General features: G+C 60.6%; 20 protein-coding genes. 16 read left to right on the plus strand and 4 right to left on the minus strand.

Annotated features, from left to right (window positions below; all coding sequences use genetic code 11):
• Positions 1-166: 166 nt before the first annotated feature.
• Positions 167-1,048 (minus strand): hypothetical protein, encoded by an 882-nt coding sequence (locus VFO29_01710; protein ID HET9392228.1) that lies wholly within the window; start codon positions 1,046-1,048, stop codon positions 167-169.
• Positions 1,049-1,978: 930 nt separating this feature from the next.
• Entirely contained in the window at positions 1,979-3,550 is a 1,572-nt protein-coding gene (locus tag VFO29_01715; protein ID HET9392229.1) for a hypothetical protein, read from the minus strand.
• A 512-nt stretch (positions 3,551-4,062) separates the two neighbouring features.
• On the opposite strand from VFO29_01715, the gene VFO29_01720 reads away from it, so the two are divergent.
• The 5 genes from VFO29_01720 (at position 4,063) to VFO29_01740 (ending at position 9,284) form a co-directional block, all read left to right on the plus strand.
• A complete protein-coding gene (locus VFO29_01720) occupies positions 4,063-5,757 on the plus strand; it encodes a ribonuclease J (GenBank protein HET9392230.1) in 1,695 nt (564 codons plus the stop codon).
• 6 nt (positions 5,758-5,763) lie between these two features.
• Positions 5,764-6,075 carry a hypothetical protein gene (locus tag VFO29_01725; GenBank protein ID HET9392231.1) on the plus strand — a complete coding sequence of 104 codons (312 nt, stop codon included), beginning with the start codon at positions 5,764-5,766 and terminating at the stop codon, positions 6,073-6,075.
• Positions 6,072-7,475 (plus strand): amidase, encoded by a 1,404-nt coding sequence (locus VFO29_01730; protein HET9392232.1) that lies wholly within the window; start codon positions 6,072-6,074, stop codon positions 7,473-7,475. The genes VFO29_01725 and VFO29_01730 overlap by 4 nt, the downstream gene beginning before the upstream one ends.
• A 90-nt stretch (positions 7,476-7,565) precedes the next feature.
• Positions 7,566-8,447, plus strand: coding sequence for an ABC transporter permease (locus VFO29_01735; GenBank protein ID HET9392233.1), 882 nt, complete (start codon positions 7,566-7,568; stop codon positions 8,445-8,447).
• Between the two features lie 3 nt (positions 8,448-8,450).
• A complete protein-coding gene (locus tag VFO29_01740) occupies positions 8,451-9,284 on the plus strand; it encodes a DMT family transporter (protein ID HET9392234.1) in 834 nt (277 codons plus the stop codon).
• Here VFO29_01740 and VFO29_01745 read toward each other — a convergent pair.
• Positions 9,281-10,357: an isocitrate/isopropylmalate family dehydrogenase gene (locus VFO29_01745; GenBank protein ID HET9392235.1), complete on the minus strand. Its 1,077-nt coding sequence runs from the start codon at positions 10,355-10,357 to the stop codon at positions 9,281-9,283. The genes VFO29_01740 and VFO29_01745 overlap by 4 nt on opposite strands.
• A 26-nt stretch (positions 10,358-10,383) precedes the next feature.
• Between VFO29_01745 and VFO29_01750 the strand changes: the two genes are divergently transcribed.
• The 5 genes from VFO29_01750 to mqnC are packed head-to-tail and all read left to right on the plus strand — an operon-like array spanning position 10,384 to position 16,428.
• Positions 10,384-12,693: a DNA translocase FtsK gene (locus VFO29_01750; protein HET9392236.1), complete on the plus strand. Its 2,310-nt coding sequence runs from the start codon at positions 10,384-10,386 to the stop codon at positions 12,691-12,693.
• A gap of 57 nt (positions 12,694-12,750) precedes the next feature.
• Complete coding sequence (locus tag VFO29_01755; GenBank protein ID HET9392237.1) at positions 12,751-13,338, plus strand: phosphatase PAP2 family protein; 588 nt, start codon at positions 12,751-12,753, stop codon at positions 13,336-13,338.
• 49 nt (positions 13,339-13,387) lie between these two features.
• Complete coding sequence (locus VFO29_01760) at positions 13,388-14,536, plus strand: CofH family radical SAM protein (protein HET9392238.1); 1,149 nt, start codon at positions 13,388-13,390, stop codon at positions 14,534-14,536.
• Complete coding sequence (locus VFO29_01765; protein HET9392239.1) at positions 14,529-15,359, plus strand: menaquinone biosynthesis protein; 831 nt, start codon at positions 14,529-14,531, stop codon at positions 15,357-15,359. Before VFO29_01760 ends, VFO29_01765 begins: the two co-directional genes overlap by 8 nt.
• Positions 15,346-16,428, plus strand: coding sequence for a cyclic dehypoxanthinyl futalosine synthase (gene mqnC / locus VFO29_01770; GenBank protein ID HET9392240.1), 1,083 nt, complete (start codon positions 15,346-15,348; stop codon positions 16,426-16,428). The genes VFO29_01765 and mqnC overlap by 14 nt, the downstream gene beginning before the upstream one ends.
• Before the next feature lie 44 nt (positions 16,429-16,472).
• On the opposite strand, the gene mnmA is transcribed toward mqnC, so the two are convergent.
• On the minus strand, positions 16,473-17,552 hold the full coding sequence (mnmA, locus tag VFO29_01775; protein HET9392241.1) for a tRNA 2-thiouridine(34) synthase MnmA: 1,080 nt from the start codon (positions 17,550-17,552) through the stop codon (positions 16,473-16,475).
• Between the two features lie 44 nt (positions 17,553-17,596).
• On the opposite strand from mnmA, the gene VFO29_01780 reads away from it, so the two are divergent.
• The 6 genes from VFO29_01780 to VFO29_01805 are packed head-to-tail and all read left to right on the plus strand — an operon-like array spanning position 17,597 to position 22,463.
• Entirely contained in the window at positions 17,597-18,298 is a 702-nt protein-coding gene (locus tag VFO29_01780; GenBank protein HET9392242.1) for a RodZ domain-containing protein, read from the plus strand.
• A 3-nt stretch (positions 18,299-18,301) separates the two neighbouring features.
• A complete protein-coding gene (locus VFO29_01785) occupies positions 18,302-18,796 on the plus strand; it encodes a YajQ family cyclic di-GMP-binding protein (protein ID HET9392243.1) in 495 nt (164 codons plus the stop codon).
• The gene (gene rimO / locus VFO29_01790; protein HET9392244.1) at positions 18,796-20,115 is read left to right on the plus strand and encodes a 30S ribosomal protein S12 methylthiotransferase RimO; all 1,320 of its coding nucleotides are present in this window, start codon (positions 18,796-18,798) and stop codon (positions 20,113-20,115) included. Before VFO29_01785 ends, rimO begins: the two co-directional genes overlap by 1 nt.
• On the plus strand, positions 20,108-21,496 hold the full coding sequence (locus VFO29_01795) for an LCP family protein (protein ID HET9392245.1): 1,389 nt from the start codon (positions 20,108-20,110) through the stop codon (positions 21,494-21,496). The genes rimO and VFO29_01795 overlap by 8 nt, the downstream gene beginning before the upstream one ends.
• Complete coding sequence (locus VFO29_01800; GenBank protein HET9392246.1) at positions 21,493-22,317, plus strand: polysaccharide deacetylase family protein; 825 nt, start codon at positions 21,493-21,495, stop codon at positions 22,315-22,317. The genes VFO29_01795 and VFO29_01800 overlap by 4 nt, the downstream gene beginning before the upstream one ends.
• A gap of 11 nt (positions 22,318-22,328) precedes the next feature.
• Entirely contained in the window at positions 22,329-22,463 is a 135-nt protein-coding gene (locus VFO29_01805; GenBank protein HET9392247.1) for a hypothetical protein, read from the plus strand.
• Positions 22,464-22,465 lie beyond the last annotated feature (2 nt).

Below are 22,465 nucleotides of genomic sequence, written 5' to 3' on the forward strand. Positions count from 1 at the left end.
GATCTTCGCTCCGTCGGGAATCAGGAGCATTTCGTGTGGGGTCTTGCCGTCGAGACGCGCCTTTGGGCTCGAAAGCCACCTTTTCGCCAATTGTTCATCGCCGAATACTGCGTTCGCGAGTCTTCTAACGCGATCCAGCGTGTCCGCAACATCCTCGTTCAAGGCCCTAATCCAGCAGGCTTGGCGGGAGGCTGTTCCAATCCGGTTCGGCTCGCAGGAGGCGCCTGAACGATCGCTCCTCGCCGAAGCCGCTTCGGTAGAGCGCCAGCCCCGGGCCTAGCTCTTTGAGGGACCGCAGCGCGTGTGCGCGCCGTATCGACGTGGTGTTATAGCCTTTGTGCCCGTGACCAATTTTTGCAAGAGCAAGTCTTAATGGAACGCCTACAAGCGCGTTCACCTCTTGAAATGGCTCATACCAGGTGTTGATCCTGGCCGAACCCTGTGTCAGCGGAAATACATATGCTTGAGGGTCAGTTGGAGCCCCCGCGATCCGCAGCCAATCTTCGACGGCTGCGACGGCACAGTAGGTCGGATCCTTGGATTTAGGTACGGCCATCTGCCGATAAGCGTGCGCGTGAGATGGTAACCAGCGCAACGTTATCCCCTTTAGCTTTCGCCTTGGCTTGATCCAACCGAGTTTCAGCTGGGACAAACTTATCTCGGCTAGACCGGTCCACCAGACAAGCAAGTGCGTCGCGCGGGCTCTTGAACCGAAGAATGTGTCGGGACGAAAAGTTGCCAAGACTTGCCGAAAATCCGATTTCAGCATGAGCGGTGAAGGGTCATTCGGTGGCTTTACGTGGGCGCTTCGTTTGAGCTGTGCAAGAAAGGCCAGCACAAGCTCATGCTGTTCCTCGAGTTCTGCCTTTCGATTTGGGCCGATCTGGCGAATAGCACGGGCCATATTGTCGAGCGTGTGGTAGGCATATCCGTTATCCGGGTCAACGAAGGATTCCAGCCAGGCAATTTTGTGCATCGCATTGACTTGACGATCCACCACACCGTGTGTTGCCAAGAACTGCCGAAATCGCTTGCGGTAGGCGAGCACGTTTTGCCGAGCTTTCACCGAGAGGGGTCCAGTGCGGACCGCGCACGCTGCATTAGCACGTCATCGTCGACATATCCGAAAGTTGCGAAAATATGTTTGTGTCGAAGTTTACGTTGAATTCTGTCCCAGGGCCAATTTGCAACCACTGCGCCGGTCGCCGCCCCCCGTCGTGTGGAGTAGGCTGAGTAGCCCTTGGGCGAGCAACCTACGCGTCGGAGCGTATCTTTCAGCGATCGCGTGAAACTGCCGGTGGCCACCACTGAACATCCGATCTTATACCCGGGCCGGAACGTTGGAAAGAGTAGTCCTCGATGATTCCATCCAAGGAAATCGATCCAATCTTTCAGCGCGCAGACTGGACAGATCGAGGCATCTGCTGTGTGCGCAACCGGAATGAATTCCGGATCGCCACTTTGATTTGTTTTTGAACGCGAGATTGTCAGTACGATTCCCTTGTCGTATGCAGCAAGTATGCCGGCAGGATATCGTAGCCTGAGTACTTCGCTCGGTCGACACCAGGTATCACACAGCAGCAACAGAATCGCTTTCAGCCGACGCTGCCAGGGATATTTAGCACTAAGAGCCTGCGCGCACTTGCGCATCAGCCGGGGGAGAAGTGGCTTGGCTTTGCGCGGCGCTTCGCACAGGCGCTTGCAAAGGCGTCGCGCGAAGGCGTGCGAGCGCCGCGTGATCGGGCAGCGTTGTCCGGAAGCGCGGTATGAGCTCTCAATGCTGACAACAAGGTCGGGCAATGTTCGGCGAAACGGCCGTTCTGCTGTGCGGCCCGTTCTATCATAAGTAACTGGTCGAGTTGTACAATACGAAAGAAAAGCGAAGATGTGGGGATCTTCTCGGATCATATCTGGCTCAACACAGAACCACTCTTTGGCGAAAGCTTCAAGTTGCTCGCGATGAGTGCGCCGCTGAACGTCACGCGTCATGACGCCATCCGCGATCCGGATCAGTGGACTCGGCGGTTTGTTTATCGAGAAGTGAGTCAGACGGCACCCGCTGCCATGGATCGATCTGCTCAATATATGCGCGTAAACCGGCACGTGAACGATGGAGAGTGGTATGCATGATCTCCTCGTCAGACCAGCCCTGGCGGATGCCTTCCTTGACTACCCAATGCCGGTACGAATGACTTGTATAATGTTCATAATGCGGGACACCAGCCCGACGAAGATTATGTCTCAGTAAATAGCTCACGGATTTTGGGGAAAGCGCACGTTCGCCAACGTGATCCCAGCGGTCTATCTTACGAAAAGCAGGCCCGCGCGGTAAATTCAACTTTTGGACGTAATGATGCAATGCGCACGGCGCGCAATTGACATGTTTCTTTTGATGCCGAACGCCGACCCAGTAGAGTTCATAGGTTGAGTCGGTCTTTTGGTGTCGCCAGCCTATAAGCACTCCCTTTGGCTTGAACGTCAGATGCTCTAGCCGAATACTGGTGATGCTAGCGCCACGGAAGCCTCGATTTGACCCCAACGTCTCGATCGCAGCGTCCCTTGCGCCGCGTAGCGTTTCAGTTTCATGCGACAACAGCTTGGTAATGACTGGTCGAGACAATGGTTTAGCCTTGTGCGTAGCCCGGTGATCAAAACGGGCCAGCTTGCGCATGAGCCTCTTGTGTTCGGACGTTCGCGTGGGAGATGTTAGGCCGTATTGCCGGAATAACGCGGCAATCCCGGCCGCGTGCCGTAGCACGGTGCGATGTCGCCGACACGGTCGCCCTTCGGCTTGTGGTTCACTCGCCAGCTGTGTGAAATAACTCCTCCAGAACTCGCGCGTCGGCATTAGGAAATCGAGCTTTGCCGATTCGGTCGCCGCAATGTAATGGCGTTGATCGCCTGCGTACGCGCGTTCCGTGTTAGGGCGATCCTCGTCCGCTTGTTCTAGTGCAAGGTCGACCAGGCCGGCCAGCTCAGACGACATTTCTCGAACGGATTGCGCCGGTTCCGAAAGCATGAATTCCTTCAGGCGAGCACGTCGATCGGCCACGCTGGACGCGCTGGGGCGTGGCCAAGAAACTGGCCCGGACTTTGGTTTACGGCGGTTGGCGGTGCGCCCAACCCGCGCATCGGGATCGGCGACAAAATGCATTGCTCTCCTCCTCAATTCAGAAGGAGAGCATCTTAATTTATTGCGGCAGTTTGCGTAAATTGACGATGGATGTACGTTTGCGCCGGCAAGCGCGATGTGCATTCGCCGCGTCGACAAGTTTTGTTTACAAGACTTGGTCTTGGACCAAGAAGTGGCGGCGGCTTCGCGTTCAATTGGTGTCTTCCTCGCACCTTTTTTGATGGAGGGCAGGCGCAGGAGAGAACGCGCGCGTGCGACGTATGCTGATTCGGTGAGCGTGGTTTTTCCCCTGGTGGCTCCGCTGTGTTTTGGTGAATGTTGAAGAATGAGTGTGCCGTGCGTCAACGTCAGGCGATGTACGTTGACCGAGTGAGAGCGTCGTTTTGTGCGCAATTGCTGCTCGAAGTTGCTCGCCACTTTAAAATGTCACGTGATGACTGGGCGGCTCTGGTTCAAGATGGAGCCAACCAGAACAGACCAAAGACGCAGAGCAAATACATCGCGGTGCGGTACGGCTTCCAAGGGATTTTGGAATCTGATTTGAGAGCGAATTGTCGCGAAACAAGCGCGCATTGCAGACAGCGCGGCGCATGCTCTCACCAGAAGGCTCTGCTTGTCGAGATGGAAAACGCCGTGGAAGAGATTCTTCGAAGCCCCGCTGCGTTTGGGCATCACCTTGTGTGTCCAGAGGAGGAATGCTGTCAGGCAATGGTTTCGGACTGCGAAGCGATGCTGAGGCGCTATCCGCGACTGTACGCGGCAGTAGGCGAGCTCGTCCTGAGGGATTTTCGGCACGTCCTGCCGCGCCTGACGCGAGCCCCACGGCGCCCTCGACCGGCGCCGCGGAGACAGAATTCGACCTTGCCCTGCATTTTCGCGCTGCTCCTGGCCGGGGTCGCGTGGATTCCCGCGTGTAGTATCCCGATACTGTGCACCCAACCGCACTGACAGTCCCCGAGCCTCCGGCCGGCCCATACCTGCGGATCATTCCGCTGGGCGGCTGCGGGGAGATCGGGCGCAACATGACCGTGATCGAAACGAACGACGACCTGATCGCCGTCGATTGCGGATTGATGTTCCCCGACGAAGAGATGTACGGCGTGGACATCGTCATCAACGATTTCACGTACTTACGCGAGCGCCGCGACAAGTTTCGCGCGCTGCTGGTCACGCACGGCCACGAAGATCACATCGGCGGAATTCCTTACCTCTTGCGCGAGTTCAACGTACCGGTCGTCGGAACGCCGCTGACCCTGGCGTTGATCAAGGCCAAGTCGCGCGACCATAAGATGATCGGCGACGCGCAGCTGGTCACGGTCAAGCCCGGCGACCGCGTGAGCTACGGATCGATCGACGCGGAGTTCATCCACATCAACCACTCGGTTTCGGGAGCCTGCGCGCTGGCGTTGCGCACCCAAGTCGGAACGGTTTTCCACACGGGCGACTTCAAATTCGACCAAACGCCGATCGACGGAAGGCCCGCGGACTTCGCTGCGATCGCGCGCGTCGGCGACGAGGGCGTGCTGTGCATGCTCTCCGACAGTACGAACGCCGAACGTCCGGGGCACACACTCTCGGAGCGGATCGTCGGCGAAGCGTTTACAAATGTTTTCTCGCACGCGAAGGGCCGGATCATCGTTGCATCCTTCGCTTCGAATGTTCCGCGTATTCAACAAGTGATCGAACACGCGATTGCCTTCGATCGAAAGATCGCGTTTCTGGGACGCTCGCTGACCAACGTCGTGCACTTTGCATCCGAACTCGGCTATTTGAGCGTTCCGTCCGATCGCACGATTCGCGTCGAGGAGATCGACGAATTGCCGCCCGATAAAGTCGTGGTCATGACGACCGGGTCTCAAGGCGAGCCGATGAGCGGGCTGACGCGCATGTCGGTTCGCGATCATCCAAAGCTGAAGATCGTGCCGGGCGACACGGTCGTGATCAGCGCGACGCCGATTCCCGGCAACGAAAAAGGCGTCTACAAAACGATTAACAATCTCTACCGGCTCGGCGCGATCGTCGTGCACGGCACCGACGGGCGTTCGCACGTTTCCGGGCACGGATCGCAAGAAGAGCTGCTCCTGATGCTCAACCTGGTGCGCCCCGAGTTTTTCGTGCCGGTGCACGGCGAGTATCGCATGCTCGTGCAGCACGGTAAGCTGGCGCAGCGAACCGGCGTGGAGGCGCGCAACGTGTTCGTCGTAGAGAACGGCGACGTGCTCGAGTTTACGCCCGACTACGGCGACAAGATCGGTAAGACGTACGGCGGCCATGTTTTTGTGGACGGCTCCGGCGTCGGCGACGTGGGCGAAGCGGTCTTGCGCGACCGCCGGCTGCTGGCGGCCGACGGCTTCATGATGGTGGTCGTGACGATCGACGCCGAGGAAGCGCACGTGATTGCCGGGCCCGACATCATCTCGCGCGGCGTCTTTTACATGCCCGACGCCGGCGGCGTCATTGAAGAGCTGCGCGCCGAACTCACGACGCTCATACAAGAGGTTTCAGTCGAAGGTCTGCGTGACGTCAACACGGTGAAGGAGCACATTCGCGAGGGTCTAGCCAAGGCCATTATGGCCCGCTACAAACGCCGGCCGATCATCGTGCCGGTAGTAATGGAGGTTTGATTAACTTTGAAAACGCGCAAACAGTTCATCGCCGCGGCCGTTAGCGCCGGGGCCATTTTGGCAGCTCCGGCCGGGGCGAAATCCGCCCCCACGCCCGCACCCACAGCCACGCCGGCGCCGAGAAAGCCGTCCGACGCAGCGACGGCGCTCGCCGCGCGCATGCGCGCTTTCGATCCGAAACTCACCGACGACGAGCTTCAGACGATCGCCGAAGGTATCGACGGAGGCTTGCAGATCGGCCGCGCAGTCAATCCGAAGGGCACGTCAATCCCGAATTCGATCGAGCCGGCTACTTCATTTAAGGTGATAACGTCATGACCGAAGAGCAACTCGCCTTTTCCGATGCGACGACGCTCGGCTCGCTGATCGCAAAAAAGAAAGTCTCGTCGGTCGAACTGACCAAACTCTATCTCGCACGCTTGCAAAAATACGGCAGTACGTACGGAGCAGTCGTTACCATTATGTACGACCGCGCGCTGCGCGAGGCGCGCAGCGCCGATCGCGAGCTGGCGGCCGGAAAATCGCGCGGGCCGCTGCACGGCGTGCCGTACGGCGTGAAAGATCTGTTGGCAGCCGTCGGCGCGCCGACCACCTGGGGTGCGGCGCCATACCGCAATCAAGTCTTCGATTTTGACGCCACCGTCGTGCAGAAGCTGCGCGCGGCCGGCGGCGTACTGCTCGCGAAGCTCGCCATGGTGGAATTGGCCGGCGGTTTCGGTTACGACGATGCCGACGCATCGTTCACGGGCCCGGGACGCACGCCGTGGAATCGCGATTACTGGAGCGGCGGATCTTCGAGCGGACCCGGAGCGGCTGTGGCCGCCGGGCTGGTCGGCTTTGCGATCGGATCCGAAACGAATGGATCGATCATGGCACCGGCCGCGTACTGCGGCGTCGCCGGCTTGCGTCCGACGTACGGGCGCGTGAGCCGTCACGGGGCCATGGCGCTGATGTGGACCTCCGACAAACTGGGGCCGATGTGCCGCTCGGCACGTGACACCGAGCTCGTGCTCCGCGCGATTGCAGGCCACGATCCCGCCGATCGCACGTCGCTCGACGCGCCGTTCTTGGGTATCCGCGGCCGCAAGCCGAAGATCGGCGTCCTGGCGCGATCGACCGAGCGCATCATGCCGGCAGTCGCCACGAACTTTCTCGCTTCACTGGACGTGCTGCGCGAATTCGCCGACGTCACCACAAATGTTGCGCTGCCGCGCGGCCCGTACGGCTCCGTCTTCGAGGCGATCTTCGCGGGCGAATGCGCTTCGGCGTTCCGCGATCTCATCGAAAGCGGAAAGTCCCGCGAATTGCAATCTACCGACGATCGCTTGGGCGGCTATCAAGTCTACAACGCGCTCGCGGTCGACTATGTGGATGGAATGCGCCGCCGGACACTGCTGAACGAAGCCGTTGGAAAGGCCTTCGCCGGTTACGACGCGATCGTTCATCCAACGCGATCGACGGTTTCATATCCGGTCGGCATCAAGTTCGAAAAAGCCTACCCCGCAAAATTCAACGGCGTCACCGGCCTCGGCAGTCCCGGCAATCTCGCCGGCCTTCCGGAGATCAGCGTTCCCAACGGCTTCGGCGATCACAACTTGCCGACGGGTATGGCGATGATGGGCCGCGCTTGGGGCGAGATGCAGATCACTTCTATTGCAAAAGCTTATCAAGCTCGCACCTCATTCCATAAGCAACACCCGAAGCTTGTTGTAGTCTAAAGCAATGGGTCGGGCCGCACGAGCGATTAACCATGCAAAAAAGCGAGTGCGGCCTGACCCATTGCTGCCCGGCATGGTCCGATTGCGACTATGGACGTAACGCTCGCCGCCGCAACCGAACAATTACCTGCGGGGCGCGGCTATTTCGCGGACGTTTGGCGGAGGCTGACAAAGTCGCCCGGGGCGCTTATCGGTCTCGGGCTGATCGCCATTCTCGTTGTGACCGCGGCTTTTGCGCCGCTGATAGCGCATAGCGATCCGCTGGCCCAGAACCTCGCGCAGCAATCGCAGCACCCCAGCCTGGCGCATCCATTCGGAACGGACAAGCTTGGGCGCGACTTGTTCTCGCGGATCGTTTACGGTTCGCGCATCTCGATTCGCATCGGGTTCTTGGCAGTGAGCATTGCGATCACCATTGGCACGCTCTTCGGCGTCCTCGGCGGCTATTTGGGCAAAGCGACCGACGGCGCGATCATGTCATTCATGGATCTCATGCTGGCATTTCCATCGATCATTTTGGCAATCGGCATCACGACGATCTTGGGCCCGAGCATCAACCATCTGATGATCGCCGTCGGCATTGTGTACATCCCGCAGTACGCGCGGCTGGCTCGGTCTTCAGTGCTTTCGGTCAAGGAGTTGGAGTACGTCGAAGCCGCCAAAGCGCTCGGTGCGCGCATACCGAGGATTTTGTGGCGGCACATCATGCCGAATATTCTCGCGCCGCTGATCGTGCAAGCGATGCTTGGCATCGGAACCGCCGAACTCGAAGCGGCCGGACTCTCATATCTAGGCTTGGGCGCGCGTCCGCCGGCGCCCGAATGGGGCGCGATGCTCAACGACGCGCGTGACTATTGGCTCTCGGCACCGTGGTCGCTGATTTTTCCGGGCGCGGCCATCACGCTAATGGTTCTCGGTTTCAATCTCTTGGGTGACGGATTGCGGGACGCACTCGATCCCACCCAGCGGTAAATAATGCCGATCGTTCTGGGTTTGCTCGCCGCCGTGTTCTACGGCTCGGCGGACTTTTGCGGCGGCTTCGCGACGCGGCGCAGCCCGATGTTTGCGGTGACGGTGATCTCGCAGGCCGTCGGCTTAGCGCTCATCCTCTGCGCGCTTCCGTTTTTTCCGGGACGCCCGACGCTGCAAGCACTTGAGGTGGGGTTCGTCGCGGGCATGTGCGGCGGACTGGGATTGCTGCTGCTCTACCATGCGCTGTCCATTGGAAAGATGGGCGTCGTGTCGCCCATCACGGCCGTGCTGGCGGCTTTAACCCCGGTGATCGTCGGCGCAGTGCGCGGCGAACATTTGAGTAACTTTAAACTCGCCGGTGTCGCCGTTGCGCTGCTCGCGGTTATCCTCATATCGCTTTCGACTGAAGCGGACGGCACGTTCGAATTCTCGACTGCCGGCGTGAAAGAAGCGATTGCATCGGGCATTATCTTGGGCGGCTTCTATACGTTTCTCGCGTTAGGTGGAAAGGAGGCGGGTCTTTACCCGATCGTCTCCGCGCGCCTCGGCTCGATCGCTCTTTTGTTGGTCATCGCCGTCGTGATGCGGCGCAGCATCGTCGCAGCTCCGGCGGCGCTCGGCGTGATCGTCTTAGCCGGCGCGCTCGACATGGCGGCAAATGCATTCTACGTGCTCGCAGCTTTGGCCGGCTATCTTTCGATCGCAGCGGTTCTCACGTCGCTCTATCCGGCGAGCACGGTGTTTCTTGCCCGAATCGTATTGGGCGAGCGGCTCGCAGTGTTGCAGAAGATCGGCGTCGCTTTTGCGCTTGCCGGCGTCGCGCTGATCGCGAGCTAAAGACTAGACCACACGTCGAGCTTGCGCTTGACGCGATCGATCACGGCGTCGGTGAAATCCGTCGTCGATGCATGGCCGCCGAGGTCGCTGGTTGCGATGCCCTCGTGAACGGCCTCCAGCGTCGATTCGTAGATCGCCCGCGATGCGTTCTGCGCACGTTTGTCTTCCATATAAGAAAGCAGCGCGCCGGAGGCGAGGATCATCGCCATCGGATTGGCGACGTTCTTGCCGAAGAGACGGGGAGCCGTGCCGTGCGGCGCTTCGGTCATCACGACCGACGGTTCGAGGCCCTCTTCAAAGGAAAGCAAAACCGATTCCGCGCCGGCAATCGAGCCGAAGAGCTGGATCACCAAATCCGACAGGCAGTCGCCGTCGCGGTTGAGCGCCGGAATGACCATCGGGATCTCGCCATCGGTACTCAGCAGCAGCGCATATGTGGCGTCGATCAATTGCGGATCGTATGGCACATCGGGATGGCGTGCGGCGGCGGCATCCATCTCTTCCTTGAACATGCCTTCGTAAACCGGGCTTACGGTATATTTGGGGCCGCCGAAAACTTTGGCGTGCATGCGCGCGGCATGCACGAAAGCGTACTCGGCGACGACGCGGCAAACGCCACGGTCGATCGACTCGGTGCGATAGGCGATCTCGCTCGTGCCTTCGCCCTCGCGCCACTCTTTGGCGCCGTAGGCGTCGCCGACAGCCATGCGCACGACGGAGATCGGCGCGTGGACGCCCCCGACCGGCCGGATGCGTGGCAAGCGCCGTCCGGTGCGCACGATCACCTTGCCGTCAACGGCTTTGCGCAGTATCGCGTTGGGCGATCCGACGTCGTCCTTTTCCTCGGGCGTGATCGTGGCCGCTTTCAATCCGAAGCGTGCGCGCTTCATCGCTTCGGCAGCTTCGAGTACGACGGCGTTGCGCGTCGCACGGCGGTTTTCGAGTGAAAGATCGAATCGCTCGAATCCCAGCTCCACATCGATCACGGAGCGGTCGAGAACGCGTAGCGCTTCGAGCAGCAGCTCTTGTCCGGTCTGGTCGCCTTCGAGAACTACGATGCTGGTCGGGGTCAAATGAACTCCTATTAAAATGAAGAAGTATGCAGTCCATGGCACGCGTGCGCCGCCGGGCGGCGAAATCGCGACTGAACTATGAGATCGCCGGCATGGCGGCGATCGGCATCGCCGTTCTACTGGCGGTTGCGCTCACTTTGGCGCCGGCGCATGCCGGATACATCGGCGCCGCCACCGCGCGAGCTCTCCACTGGACCTTTGGAGCCGCCGCCGGGCTTTTCCCGGTTCTCATCGCGCTCTTCGGCGCAATCATCTTCCTGGAGATCAACCTGACGCGCATCATGGCGACTTTTGGCGTTGCCGCGCTGGGCTATTTTATACTGATCGACGCCTCGCTTGCCAAACGCGGCGGCTTTCTCGGGACCGAGTTGTGGCGTGGCCTCTCGGCGCTGCTCGGATTAACCGGATCGCGGATCGTGATCGGGCTGATCGCGGTGTTGCTGCTCGTCTGGATCAGCGACGTTTCCGTCAAGAAGATCATCGGCTGGCTCGTCCTCGTATTTTCAAAGCTACGCATGCCAAAAGTGCGCCTTGCGTTGCCGGAGGGACACGAAACGCTGCGTGACGCGTTCGCGCTGCCCGCGACCCAGCCCAAGAAAGAGCGCACCGATCTCGCGAGTACCGCGATCATTCCGGTGGAACCGGTTGCGGCGCCTCTGCCGGTGGCCGTGGATTACGAAGATGAAGAAGTCCTTGAAGATGATGCGGCGGATGATGAAGAGGAAGAGGAAGCCGACGACGATCCCGATATCGGCGAAGAAGAAGACGACGAAGAGCTCGACGATGAGACGGACGACGACGATCTCGACGAAGACGAGGATGAAGACGAAGACGAAGATGCAGATGAGCCGGCCGTTTCCGGCGAGTACGAATCGGCCGCGGCTGTAGCCGGCGGCCCGCGAGCCTACAAGTTACCGGATCTCTCGCTGTTCGATCCACCGCAAGCGCAGGCGGTCGACGACTCGACGCGGTCCCACGTCCTCGAAGATACGCTGGCCTCGTTCGGGGTCGGCGCCAAGGTCGTGCACATCGAGCGCGGCCCGTCCGTCACGCGGTACGAACTCAAGCCCGACCGCGGCGTCAAGATTTCGAAGATTGCGAACTTGGCCGACGACCTGGCGCTGGCGCTCGCCGCTACCAGCGTACGAATCGAAGCGCCGATTCCCGGCAAGTCGGCCGTCGGCATCGAGGTTCCCAACAAGACCGTTTCGATCGTTTCGATTCGCGAGATTCTGGAAGCGCTGCCGCAGCGGGGGCAAGTTCCGCCGCTGTGGATGGCACTCGGCAAGGACGTTCCAGGCCGTGCCGTGCTGGGCGATCTTTCGAGGATGCCGCACATGCTGATTGCCGGCGCCACCGGCTCGGGAAAATCCGTTTGCTTGAACTCCGTGATCGCGTCGTTGCTTGTCAGCGCGACTCCGGATCAAGTGCAGATCTTGATGATCGATCCCAAGCGCGTCGAGCTCGTGATGTACAACGGCATCCCGCACCTTATAAAAGAGGTTATCACCGATCCGCGACTGGCTGCGGGCGCGCTCTTCGAGATGACCAAAGAGATGGAAGCGCGGTACGAGCGCTTCGCCAAGGCGGGCGTGCGCAAGATCGAAGAGTACAATGCGAAGTATCCCGACGAGAATCTTCCGTACGTCGTGATCGTCATCGACGAGCTCGCCGATCTCATGCTGATTGCGCCGGCTCGGGTCGAGACGACGATCATGCGCCTCGCGCAACTCGCGCGCGCCACCGGCATACACTTGATTGTCGCAACGCAGCGGCCGTCGGTCGACGTCATCACCGGGCTCATCAAAGCCAACATTCCATCGCGCATCGCATTTGCCGTTACATCCCAGGTTGATTCGCGCACGATTCTCGACCTGGTCGGCGCGGAGCGGCTGCTGGGCCGCGGCGACATGCTCTATCTGCCGATCGATTCACCCAAGCCGATTCGTGCGCAGGGCGCCTTCATCTCCGGCGGCGAGCTGCAGCGGCTGATACATTTTTGGACGAAACAGGCGCGCCCGCAGAATCTGCTCGACGTGGACATTCAACCGATTTCGGATGAGGAGAAGAAAGACGTCGACCCGCTCTGCTTCGAGGCGGCGAAGTTCATCATCGAAAGCAATTACGCGTCAACGGCCGCGCTGCAATCGCAGTTTTCAATCGGCCACCCGCGCGCTGTACGCATAATGAAGCAGCTTGAAGAACTAAAAGTGGTCGGACCGCACGAAGGCACGAAGCCGCGCCGCATCCATTTCGGCTTGGACGATTTGGAGCGCATATCCGATCGGTTTGGAACCGAGCGGGGACAACAAGATCTCTTCGCCGCTGGTTCCTGAGAAATAGCCATCACCGCGAATCGTAAGCACGCGATCGAACACCTTGTCGCGGCGCTGGTGCTCTTCGCCGCGTTTCTGTTGCTTGGCCGGTATGTAACTACGCATCCCGAGCCGCACGCGCTCTCGGTGTTTGCTTTGCAGATACGAGGCCACGGCACAGGCATCGCATGGACCTTTACTGAGATGGGTTGGGGCTACGTGCTGGGGCCGCTCTACCTAGCGCTGATCGTGCTTGCGATTTTCCGCCCGGAGTGGCGCCTGCCGGCGTTATTCACGGTTGCTGTCGCGTTGATCTGCTGGTTCGCTGCAACCGAGTTCCAGCATTTCTTTGCGCGGCCGCGCCGCACCGACTGGTTGATACGCCATGAGACCGCGTTCTCATATCCCAGTTCGCATGCGGCAATCTCGACCGGGTTTTACTTCTTGAGCGGACTCTTTGCACTGCGATCGCAGCTGCCTAACTGGCTGCGCTATACCTTGTTCACGGTGCTGACGTTCATCACGCTGGCGATCATCTGGTCGCGGATCGAACTGGCGGCTCATCACATCACGGACGTCATCGGCGGCGTGATGCTTGCCTTGTCGATTATCCTGGCCGGAACGGCGGTGATGGAGTTCGCCGGCCATCCGGTCGTCGAGCGTTGAAGAGCCGCCGCCACCAGGGGGGATGCTGCCGATTCCGAAGCATCGGCTGATGGCTGCGCACGTGATCGACCCGGCTCTCAAACCCATCGAACACAAAGTTGAGGAAGGCATCCCGCTTTCGTTTGAAGACGGGCTGACGCTGTTTGCGACGCGCGATCTGCACTCGCTTGGCCGCATGGCGCGCGCGCAGAAGGAACGCAAGAGCGGCAAAAAAGTCTATTACGTGCTGAACCGCTACATCAATTCGACAAATGTCTGTTATGCGGGCTGCAAATTCTGTTCGTTTGCGGCAGATGAGTTCAAGGAGCCCGAGCGCATCGTGCGCATGGCCGCCGAGCAAGTGCTGGCCAAGGCGCTGGAGACCGGCACGAACTTCAATCAGATTCACATCGTCGGCGGCCACGATCCGCGCCAACTCTCGCTGGATTACTGGCTTCCGCTGATGCGCCGGTTCAAGGAACGCCTTCCGCACGTCCAGCTCTCGCTCTTCACCGCCGCCGAGCTCGATTACATGGCCAGGCGCCACCGGATGAAGTATCCGGAGCTCATCGCCACGTTGAAGGCAGCCGGGCTCGACAACGTCAACGGCGGCGGCGCCGAGATTTTTGCTCCGGAGACGCGCAGCAAGATTTGTCCGAACAAGGTCGGGACCGACAATTGGCTCGCAATTCATGAGGAGCTCCATCGCCAAGGCATCGCCTCGAATGCGACGATGCTGTACGGCCAGATCGAAACGCTCGAGGATCGCGTCGACCATTTGATTCGCCTGCGCGAATCGCAAGCGCGCTCGCCGGGCTACAACGCCTTCATTCCGCTGGCGTTTCATCCCGACGGCAACGAACTCAACGATTGCGGCTGGACGACCGGACTCGACGACTTGAAGATGTTCGCCGTCTCGCGCCTGATGCTGGACAACTTCGATCACATCAAGGCGTACTGGATGATCCAGGGACTCAAGATTTGCCAAGTCGCGCTCCATTTCGGCGCCGACGACATGGACGGCACGCACGGCAGCACCGACGAAGAGCTGATCTATCACAGCGCGGGCACGCAATCGGGGCAGTACGTGGACGACCGTGAGTTCAGGCGACTCATCGAAGAAGCCGGGTACGTTCCGGTGCGCCGCAACAGCACGTATGAAACGTTTCCCTACGATTGGACGCCGCCCGCCGCGCAAGCGGAAGAAGTGTATGCTTAACTGCGGGCGCATCAAGTACACAAACGACCTGCCCGTGTACGCGGCATTCGATGAAGGCGTCATCGCGTATCCCGGCAAGCTGCACGCAGACGTGCCGTCGCGTTTGAACGAGATGATGCGCGATGGGCTGCTCGATGTCGGCCCGATCAGCGCTTTCGCTTACGCGCAGGACGCCGATCGCTATGTGCTACTGCCCGATCTTTGCATCGGTGCACGCGATGAGGTAATCTCGGTCGTGCTCGTCTCGAACGTGCCACCCGCCTTGCTGGACGGCGCGGAGATTGCGGTGACGCCCGAATCGGCGACGGGGCGAAACTTGCTGCGCGTTCTGCTCGAACGGCGCTACAGCGTGCACGCGAAGTTTGTCGAAAGCAGCGACACAGCCGCAGCCGCGCTGTCCGGCCAGCCGGCTTTGCTGATAGGCGATAGCGCGATCGACGCGATGCTCACTTTGCCGGTTGAAAATGTGTACGATCTCGGAACGCTTTGGCACGACTGGACAGGCGAGCAGACGGTTTTCGCCGTCTGGGTCGCGCGCCGCGAAGTCTACGAGCGCGATCCCGACGCCGTGCGCGCGTGCATGCATGCATTAACCGACGCCTATACATGGGCGCGCGGCAACATGCCGGCGGTCATCGCGCTCGCGCAAGGAATCATCGCGCGTCCCGCGGGGTTTTACGAGAATTATTACGCGAAGCTGAACTTTACGTTCCATTCGGCGGCGCAGCGCGGGTTGGCGGCGTACTGCCGCGAGCTGCTCGCCATCGGCGCCATTGAAGCGTTGCCGCCCATCGTTCCGGAGGCCATTGGTGTCTCTAGCTAGTTTGCTGGACCGTGCCGCCTCGGGCGGCCGCTTGACGTTCGAGGAAGGCGTGCGGCTCTATCGAGAGGCCGACATTCACGACCTCGGCGCCGCCGCTCACGCGCGACGAATGCAGCTCTATCCGGACGACGTCGTGACGTACGTGATTGACACGACCATCAACTATACCAACGTCTGCAACGTGCACTGCACGTTCTGCGCGTTTTTCCGGCCCGAAAAGCACGGCGAAGGCTACACGATGTCGCACGACGATGTGCTTTCGCGCGTGAAGTTCGCCGCCGACCAGGGCGCGACGCAGATCATGATTCAAGGCGGCGTCAATCCGGAACTGCGCCTAGCGTGGTTCGAGGAACTTTTCGCTCGCGTGCGGCGCGAATATCCGAGAGTCGACTTGCACTCGCTCTCGGTTTCTGAAGTCGTCGGGCTTTCGACGGTCGAGCAGCTGCCCGTCCCCGAGATTCTCGTGCGCCTAAAAGAGGCGGGCATGAAATCGCTGCCCGGCGCGGGCGCGGAGATTTTGGTCGAACGGGTGCGCAAGCGCATCAGCGCGCGCAAGGTCAAACCGGACGAATGGATCGGCGTGATGCGCGAGGCGCAGAAGCTCGGCATGCCGACCACGGCGACGATGATGTTCGGCTCGATCGAAACCGACGAGGAACGCGTCGAGCACATGGACGTCATCCGCAACTTGCAGGACGAGATGGGCGGCTTTACCGCGTTCATTCCGTGGTACTACGTGCCGTGGAAGACGCCGTTGCGCGGGAAAGAGGCGACCGGCCTAGAGTATTTACGCGTGCTCGCGGTTTCGCGACTCTATCTCGACAACGTTCCGCACTTGCAGGCCTCGTGGCTGACGCCGGGGCTGAAGATCGGCCAGGTCGCGCTGTATTACGGCTGCGACGACATGGGCGGCACGATTCTGGAAGAGCAAGTCGTCCACGACGCCGGCTCGACCAACGCCGCAACGCGCAAAGACATTGAAGAGATCATTATCAAGGCGGGCTTCAAACCCGTAATTCGCGACACGTATTGGAATTTGCGCGACGACGTCGCTTTAGCAACAGCTTAATTAGCGACATGCTCAGGATGACACTCTGGGGCGCGCCGCTAGCCCTAAAACGTGCGCTCGATTGTGGCGGCGCCGAGCACCTCTTCGCCGTCTAAGTCGAATAGCGCGACCAATTGGCCGGGCGAAACTGCCTTTTGCGGAGCTTCGAACTCCAAGCGCAGCGTATCACCATCGATAGTGGCGAGCGTAGGCTCTAAACTCGCGCGGTAGCGGGTCATCGCCAACACCTTTTGCGGCGGATCGCCGAAACGCTCAGGCCGGATAAGGTTGACTTCGCTCGCAACCAGCCCCGTAACGGCTAGTTCGTCCTCGCGGCCGATGACTATCGTATTGCTGACGGCGTCGATCCGCGTAACGTAACGCGCACCGTCACCGCTCGCCGGTAAACCTTGGCGCTGGCCGATCGTAAAACCTGACACGCCGGCGTGCCGCCCGACGATCTCGCCTGCCAGCGTTACGACGTCACCCTCGCGCGCAGACTCGGGGCGCATCTCAGCCACGATGTCGCGGTAGTCCGCGCCTTCAACGAAACAAATATCTTGCGACTCGACTTTGTCATGCACGGGCAGACTGAGTCGCCGCGCATGCTCGCGAGTCGTTTGTTTGTCGAGCTCACCGAGCGGAAGCAATAAGCGCGCAAGCTGATCCGGTGTGAGCTGTGCTAACGCGTATGCCTGATCTTTCGCATGAAGTCCGCGGAACAGATGCGGCCCGTCATCGCGCTGTTCGATCCGCGCGTAGTGACCGGTCGCGACGTACTGCGCGCCGAGCGAGTCGGCGTATTTGCGCAGCGTTCCGAGCTTGACGAAGTTGTTGCACGAGACGCACGGGTTCGGTGTGCGGCCGGCAGCGTACTCATCGGCGAAGCGTTCGATCACGCTCCGACGGAACGTCTCCTCAAAATCAAGCACGTAGTGCGGAATTCCGAGTGCCGCGGCGCTGCGACGGGCATCGTCGAAATCGTCCACGCCGCAACAGCTGCGGGCGTGAGGCGCGCGCGTTTGCGAATACATCTTCATCGTCACGCCAATGACGTCGTAACCCGCTTCAACCAGCAGGCCGGCGGCCGCCGCCGAGTCAACGCCGCCGCTCATTGCGGCGATTACGCGTGTTTTTTCCATCATCTAAAGACACAGGATAACAGGATACGGCCTCTAACAGAAGCTCGATGGGGCTGGGCGAACGCTTTCGAGCTGCGCGCGAGGAACGGAGCCTCACGCTTTCAGAGGTCGGCGAACAACTTCGCATTCGCTCGGTCTATCTCGCGGCCATTGAAGAAGAAAACTGGAAGGCGATCGGCGCGCCTGTCTACATCCGCGGCTTTTTGCGCACGTACGCCCGCTTCTTAGGCCTCGATCCTGAAGAGGCGGTTGCCGAGTTCAACTCCGCCACTGGGCCGCCGCCCGCCTCGTCCGCAGCGTCGCCGGCGTCTCCCGCCGCGCCCGGCCAGCGCAGCCTCGCGCCCCTAATCTGGATCGCAGGGGTCATCGCAATCGGGCTGATCGGCTTTGTGATTTACCTCTATCTGTCGCCGCCGCGTAACGCCGTTACCGCAGTGCGGCAAAGCGCCACGCCCGCGCCCTCCGCCCTACCGACCGGCTCAACGCCGCACCCGTCACCCGTCCCGCAGCCGCTGCTGACGCGGACGCTCGCCGTCAACATTACGTCCGGGTCGTGGCTCAGGGTTACCATTGACGGCAATGTTAGTATTGAGGGTACGTTTCCGCGGGGCACGAGCAAGACTTTTCACGGCAAAACCGCGGTCGTTCTCGCCGGCAATGCAGCCGGCGTAGAGGTAACGGTTAACGGTAAACCCGCCGGCAAACTCGGCGCGAAGGGCGCCGTCGTGGAGAAACGTTTTTCGCTCTAAATTATGCCAACCGATTCATCATTCGATATCGTCTCACGCATCGACCAACAGGAACTCGACAACGCACTGAACCAGGCGCGTAAAGAGATTGCCGGGCGTTTTGATTTCAAGAACAGCAAGACGAAGATCGAGTACGACGGGAAAAAACTAATCACCGTCACCTCGGACGACGAGATGAAGATGAAAAACGTCGTTGACATCATTCAATCCAAGGCCGTCCGCCGTGGCATCGACCTCAAAGCCCTGGAACTCGGCGCCATCGAACCCGCCGCGGGCGATACGGTGCGGCGAACGATCACGCTAAAGAGCGGCATACCGAAAGACAAGATCAAACCGCTGATGGACGCCATCAAAGACCTGAAGCTCAAAGTCAACGCGCAGTTTCAGGACGAACAGATTCGCGTCTCCGGAAAAAACAGGGACGATTTGCAGAAAGTGATCGCGCACCTGCGCTCACTGCCATACGAGCTCCCGCTGCAATTCGTCAATTATCGCTAGTGCGCAAGCGCGTTAGTTTCGTTAGCCTCGGCTGCGCGAAGAATCTGGTCGACACCGAGGTCATGATTGCAAAGCTCGGTGAAGCCGGGTGGGAGCTCTGCGCCGACTCGGCTGCGGCCGACACCGTTGTGGTGAACACGTGCGCGTTCATCGACCCCGCGAAAGCCGAATCGACCGATGCGATCATGGAACAGGCGCAGCGCAAACGAGCCGGGCAGCAGCTGATTGTTGCAGGTTGCTTGGCGCAACGGTACGGCGAGCAGCTCCAGGCCCTCGTGCCCGAAATAGACGGCGTCATCGGAACAGGCGCATACGCGGGCATCGTGGACTTGCTGCATGAGGTTGAGGCCGGAGCGCGTCCCGCGCGCCTGGGCTTCGAACCCGAGCCCGAACATGACTTTCTGCCGCGGCTCGTGACGACTCCGCGCGCCACCGCCTATTTAAAGATCGCCGAAGGCTGCGATCACCCGTGCACCTTCTGCATTATCCCCCTGCTGCGCGGCCGCTTCCGCAGCCGCAGCGAGGAGGCCATTCTAAAGGAAGCGCGCGCGCTGGCCGGCGCCGGAACGCGCGAGCTCGTGCTTATCGCACAAGATACGTCGATGTGGGGGCGCGACCGCGGATACCGCCGCGGCGGCCTGGCGCATTTGTTGCGGCAACTGCATGAAATCGACGGCATCGAATGGATCCGGTTGCTGTATCTGTATCCCGCGACGATCGACCCGGAATTGATCGCGGCTATGGCCGAGCTGCCGAAGGTCTGCAAGTACATGGACATGCCGCTGCAGCACGCGCATGCCGACGTCTTGCGCGCGATGCTGCGTCCCGGAAACGGCGAGCGGTACCTCGAGATCTTGGAAAGCTTCCGCGAGCGCATTCCGGACTTGACCATGCGCTCGACGTTCATCGTTGGGTTTCCCGGCGAGCGCGAAGAACACGTACAGTATATGGAAGAGTGGATCGCGCGAGCTCGCCTCGATCGCGTCGGTTTTTTTCAATACAGCCGCGAGCAGGGCACGCCAAGCGCCGAACTTTCAGAACAGGTGCCGGCGCGCGAGCAGCGCCGCCGCCTAGTGCGCTTGCGCGAAGCTCAGCGCCGCGCTTCTTTGGAGGCGCGCGAGCGGCGTATCGGCAGGACGGTTCGCGTGCTGGTGGAGGCGCGCACGCGGCGCGGCTGGGTGGGCCGCTCGATGGGCGAAGCGCCCGGCGTTGACGGCGCAATTCACTTTACCGGCCGCGCAGCGCCCGGAGAGTTTGTCGATGTCACGCTCGAGCGCAGCGCCGCGTTCGATTTCCACGGACGGATGAATCATGGGTAAGCACATGGCGCCCGGAGATTACATCGAATCGCCGGGGCAGCCGCGCGGGCGGACTCTAAAGCGCGTTGCAATGGTGCTCGGAGTTTTGGTATTGGGTTGCGTCGCGACGCTGGCCGGCATGTCGGTCGCGCAGCGGAAGCCCGTCTGGCAAATTGTTGCGACCGCGCTGACGCCTTCACCGCAGCAAATCTTCGGCAAGAGTCACATTCTCGTCTTGATCGAAGGCCTCGATTACGATTACACCGCCAAAGACATTGAGTACTCGTCGCACGCGCGCAGCGACGTCATCTGGGCGGTGAATCTCGATTTTCTGAATCACCGCGTCTATCAACTTTCGATTCCGCGCGATATGGTCGCAACGTTTCCGAACGGCGGCCGCCAGAAGATCAATCAGGCGCAATCGGATGGCGGCATCAAAGAAGCAAAAACCGTCATCGCGCAATTCCTGGGCATTCCCGGGTTCGACCGGTATATGGTTTTTCGCCCCGATTCAACCAAGGATTTCGTCAACTCGATCGGCGGCGTTGATGTCAAAGTCATGAATGCCGACTGCCTGATGCACCCGCACGGCTGCGTGAACGGTCCGCTGGATTACGACGACAGCTGGGGCCACCTGCATATCCATCTCAAGCCGGGCATGCAGCATCTCAACGGGGCGCAGGCTGTCGGGTACATGCGCTTCCGGCATGACTTCTGCGGCGACCCCTGCCGCATCATGCGGCAACAAGAAGTGCTGCATGCGCTGCTGCACAAGTTGACGGCGGATAAGCTGAACACGCTTTTGCATTTGAACGATCTGCTCGCAACCATCAACCGCGACGTTTCGACCAATCTATCGCGCCAGGAAGAAGTGAGCATCGCGACGGCCTTTGCCGACATGGGGCCGAACGGACTGACCTCTAAGCAAGTGCCATACGTCGCGGACGTGACGCTGCCGGACGGCGGAGCTGCGATCGTCGCGGATGAAACGCAACGCGCGCAGTTGGTGCGAACGATGCTGATCGCACCGCCGCAGCCGTCCGCGCCGCCCGATCCGGGCGCCTTGGCGGCGCTCGCGCCAAGCTCGCTGCGTGTGGACGTTGAAAACGGAACCGGAATTCCGGGCGTGGCCAAACGCGTAGCCGCGCTCCTGCGATCCGAGGGCTTTCAAATAGCGCAAGTCAGCAATGCGGTTTCGTCAAACGTGACGACCACCGAAGTGCGCGAGCATTCCCGTCTGGCGCTGGCGGGCCTGAAGGTTCGCGGCGGTCTGGGTTCCGCCGCCAAAAGCGTACCGGTAATCTCGGAAGCAGTTTCATCGAGCGCCGCAAAGCCGAGCGACGTCACCGTCATCGTCGGATCGGATCTCGTCTCCTCGCTGGCTGCACAATCCCCGCAATGAACCGGGCCCGAGCCATCGCTGCGTTGGCGGTCTGCGCCATTATCGCTTATGGCATCTACCGGCTATTTCTTCACGCGAGCCACTTGCAGCCCGCGATCGTAACGCCGCAGATGGATGCGCGCGAAGCCGTCGCTCCGTCGCTGCTCGGGCACGTGAGGCGCTTGCTTCGCGATCCGGCGATAAGTGGCGCTCCCGTGCACGGCGAAAAGCTCATCGCGCTAACGTTTGATGACGGTCCCTATCCGGTTTTCACTCCGCTGCTGTTGGACGAGCTAAACGCGCTGAAGCTTCCGGCGACGTTTTTCCTTATAGGCCACGACGCGCAGCATTGGCCCGAGCTTACGCAGCGGATCGAACGCAGCGGCGACGAGATCGCCAATCACACGCAAACGCATCCCGATCTCGATCTGCTCTCCGGCGCGCAAGTGCGTAACGAGATCGCGGGAGGCCGTGCTTCGCTCAGCGCGATCGTGCGCGATCCCGCCATCGACACGTTCTTCCGGCCGCCGCATGGGCGCTATACGGCCGGCACGGTGCAGATAGCGCAGTCGCTGGGGTATACGACGGTGCTTTGGAACGACGACCCCGGAGACTGGCGCACCAGCGTGGTGTCGCCGGGCGAGCTGACCCAGCACATCGTGCACGCTGCGACCGCGCCGGATATCGTGCTGCTGCATAGCGGCAAACTCGCCACGATCGAGATGTTGCCGGCGGTGGCGGCAGCCTTCCGCTCGGCCGGCTACCGGTTCGTCACGGTTGGGCAGCTGCTCAGGGCAGTCCGGGCCGACGATGTGAACCATCCGGCCAGGCATCCCGTTTAACCCCAAGAGCCATGCCGCGTCAAATCATCGATACGGAGTCGAGCCGGCCGCGTTACGTGCGGCGGGTGACCGCGACGATTGTGGTCGCGGTCCTGGTCGTGGCCCTGTTCGTTATCGCCTTTGCCCTGCATTTTCCAGGAAAGTGATC

Source organism: Candidatus Rubrimentiphilum sp. (assembly GCA_035710515.1).
GTDB lineage: Bacteria > Vulcanimicrobiota > Vulcanimicrobiia > Vulcanimicrobiales > Vulcanimicrobiaceae > Rubrimentiphilum.

Bases quoted from the DNA above. Each gene is read 5' to 3' on its own strand.
- VFO29_01730 (HET9392232.1), top strand. From the start codon at position 6,072: ATGACCGAAGAGCAACTCGCCTTTTCCGATGCGACGACGCTCGGCTCG.
- VFO29_01735 (HET9392233.1), top strand. From the start codon at position 7,566: ATGGACGTAACGCTCGCCGCCGCAACCGAACAATTACCTGCGGGGCGC.
- VFO29_01740 (HET9392234.1), top strand. From the start codon at position 8,451: ATGCCGATCGTTCTGGGTTTGCTCGCCGCCGTGTTCTACGGCTCGGCG.
- VFO29_01750 (HET9392236.1), top strand. From the start codon at position 10,384: ATGCAGTCCATGGCACGCGTGCGCCGCCGGGCGGCGAAATCGCGACTG.
- VFO29_01760 (HET9392238.1), top strand. From the start codon at position 13,388: ATGGCTGCGCACGTGATCGACCCGGCTCTCAAACCCATCGAACACAAA.
- VFO29_01765 (HET9392239.1), top strand. From the start codon at position 14,529: ATGCTTAACTGCGGGCGCATCAAGTACACAAACGACCTGCCCGTGTAC.
- mnmA (HET9392241.1), bottom strand. From the start codon at position 17,552: ATGATGGAAAAAACACGCGTAATCGCCGCAATGAGCGGCGGCGTTGAC.
- VFO29_01780 (HET9392242.1), top strand. From the start codon at position 17,597: ATGGGGCTGGGCGAACGCTTTCGAGCTGCGCGCGAGGAACGGAGCCTC.
- VFO29_01785 (HET9392243.1), top strand. From the start codon at position 18,302: ATGCCAACCGATTCATCATTCGATATCGTCTCACGCATCGACCAACAG.
- VFO29_01795 (HET9392245.1), top strand. From the start codon at position 20,108: ATGGGTAAGCACATGGCGCCCGGAGATTACATCGAATCGCCGGGGCAG.
- VFO29_01800 (HET9392246.1), top strand. From the start codon at position 21,493: ATGAACCGGGCCCGAGCCATCGCTGCGTTGGCGGTCTGCGCCATTATC.
- VFO29_01805 (HET9392247.1), top strand. From the start codon at position 22,329: ATGCCGCGTCAAATCATCGATACGGAGTCGAGCCGGCCGCGTTACGTG.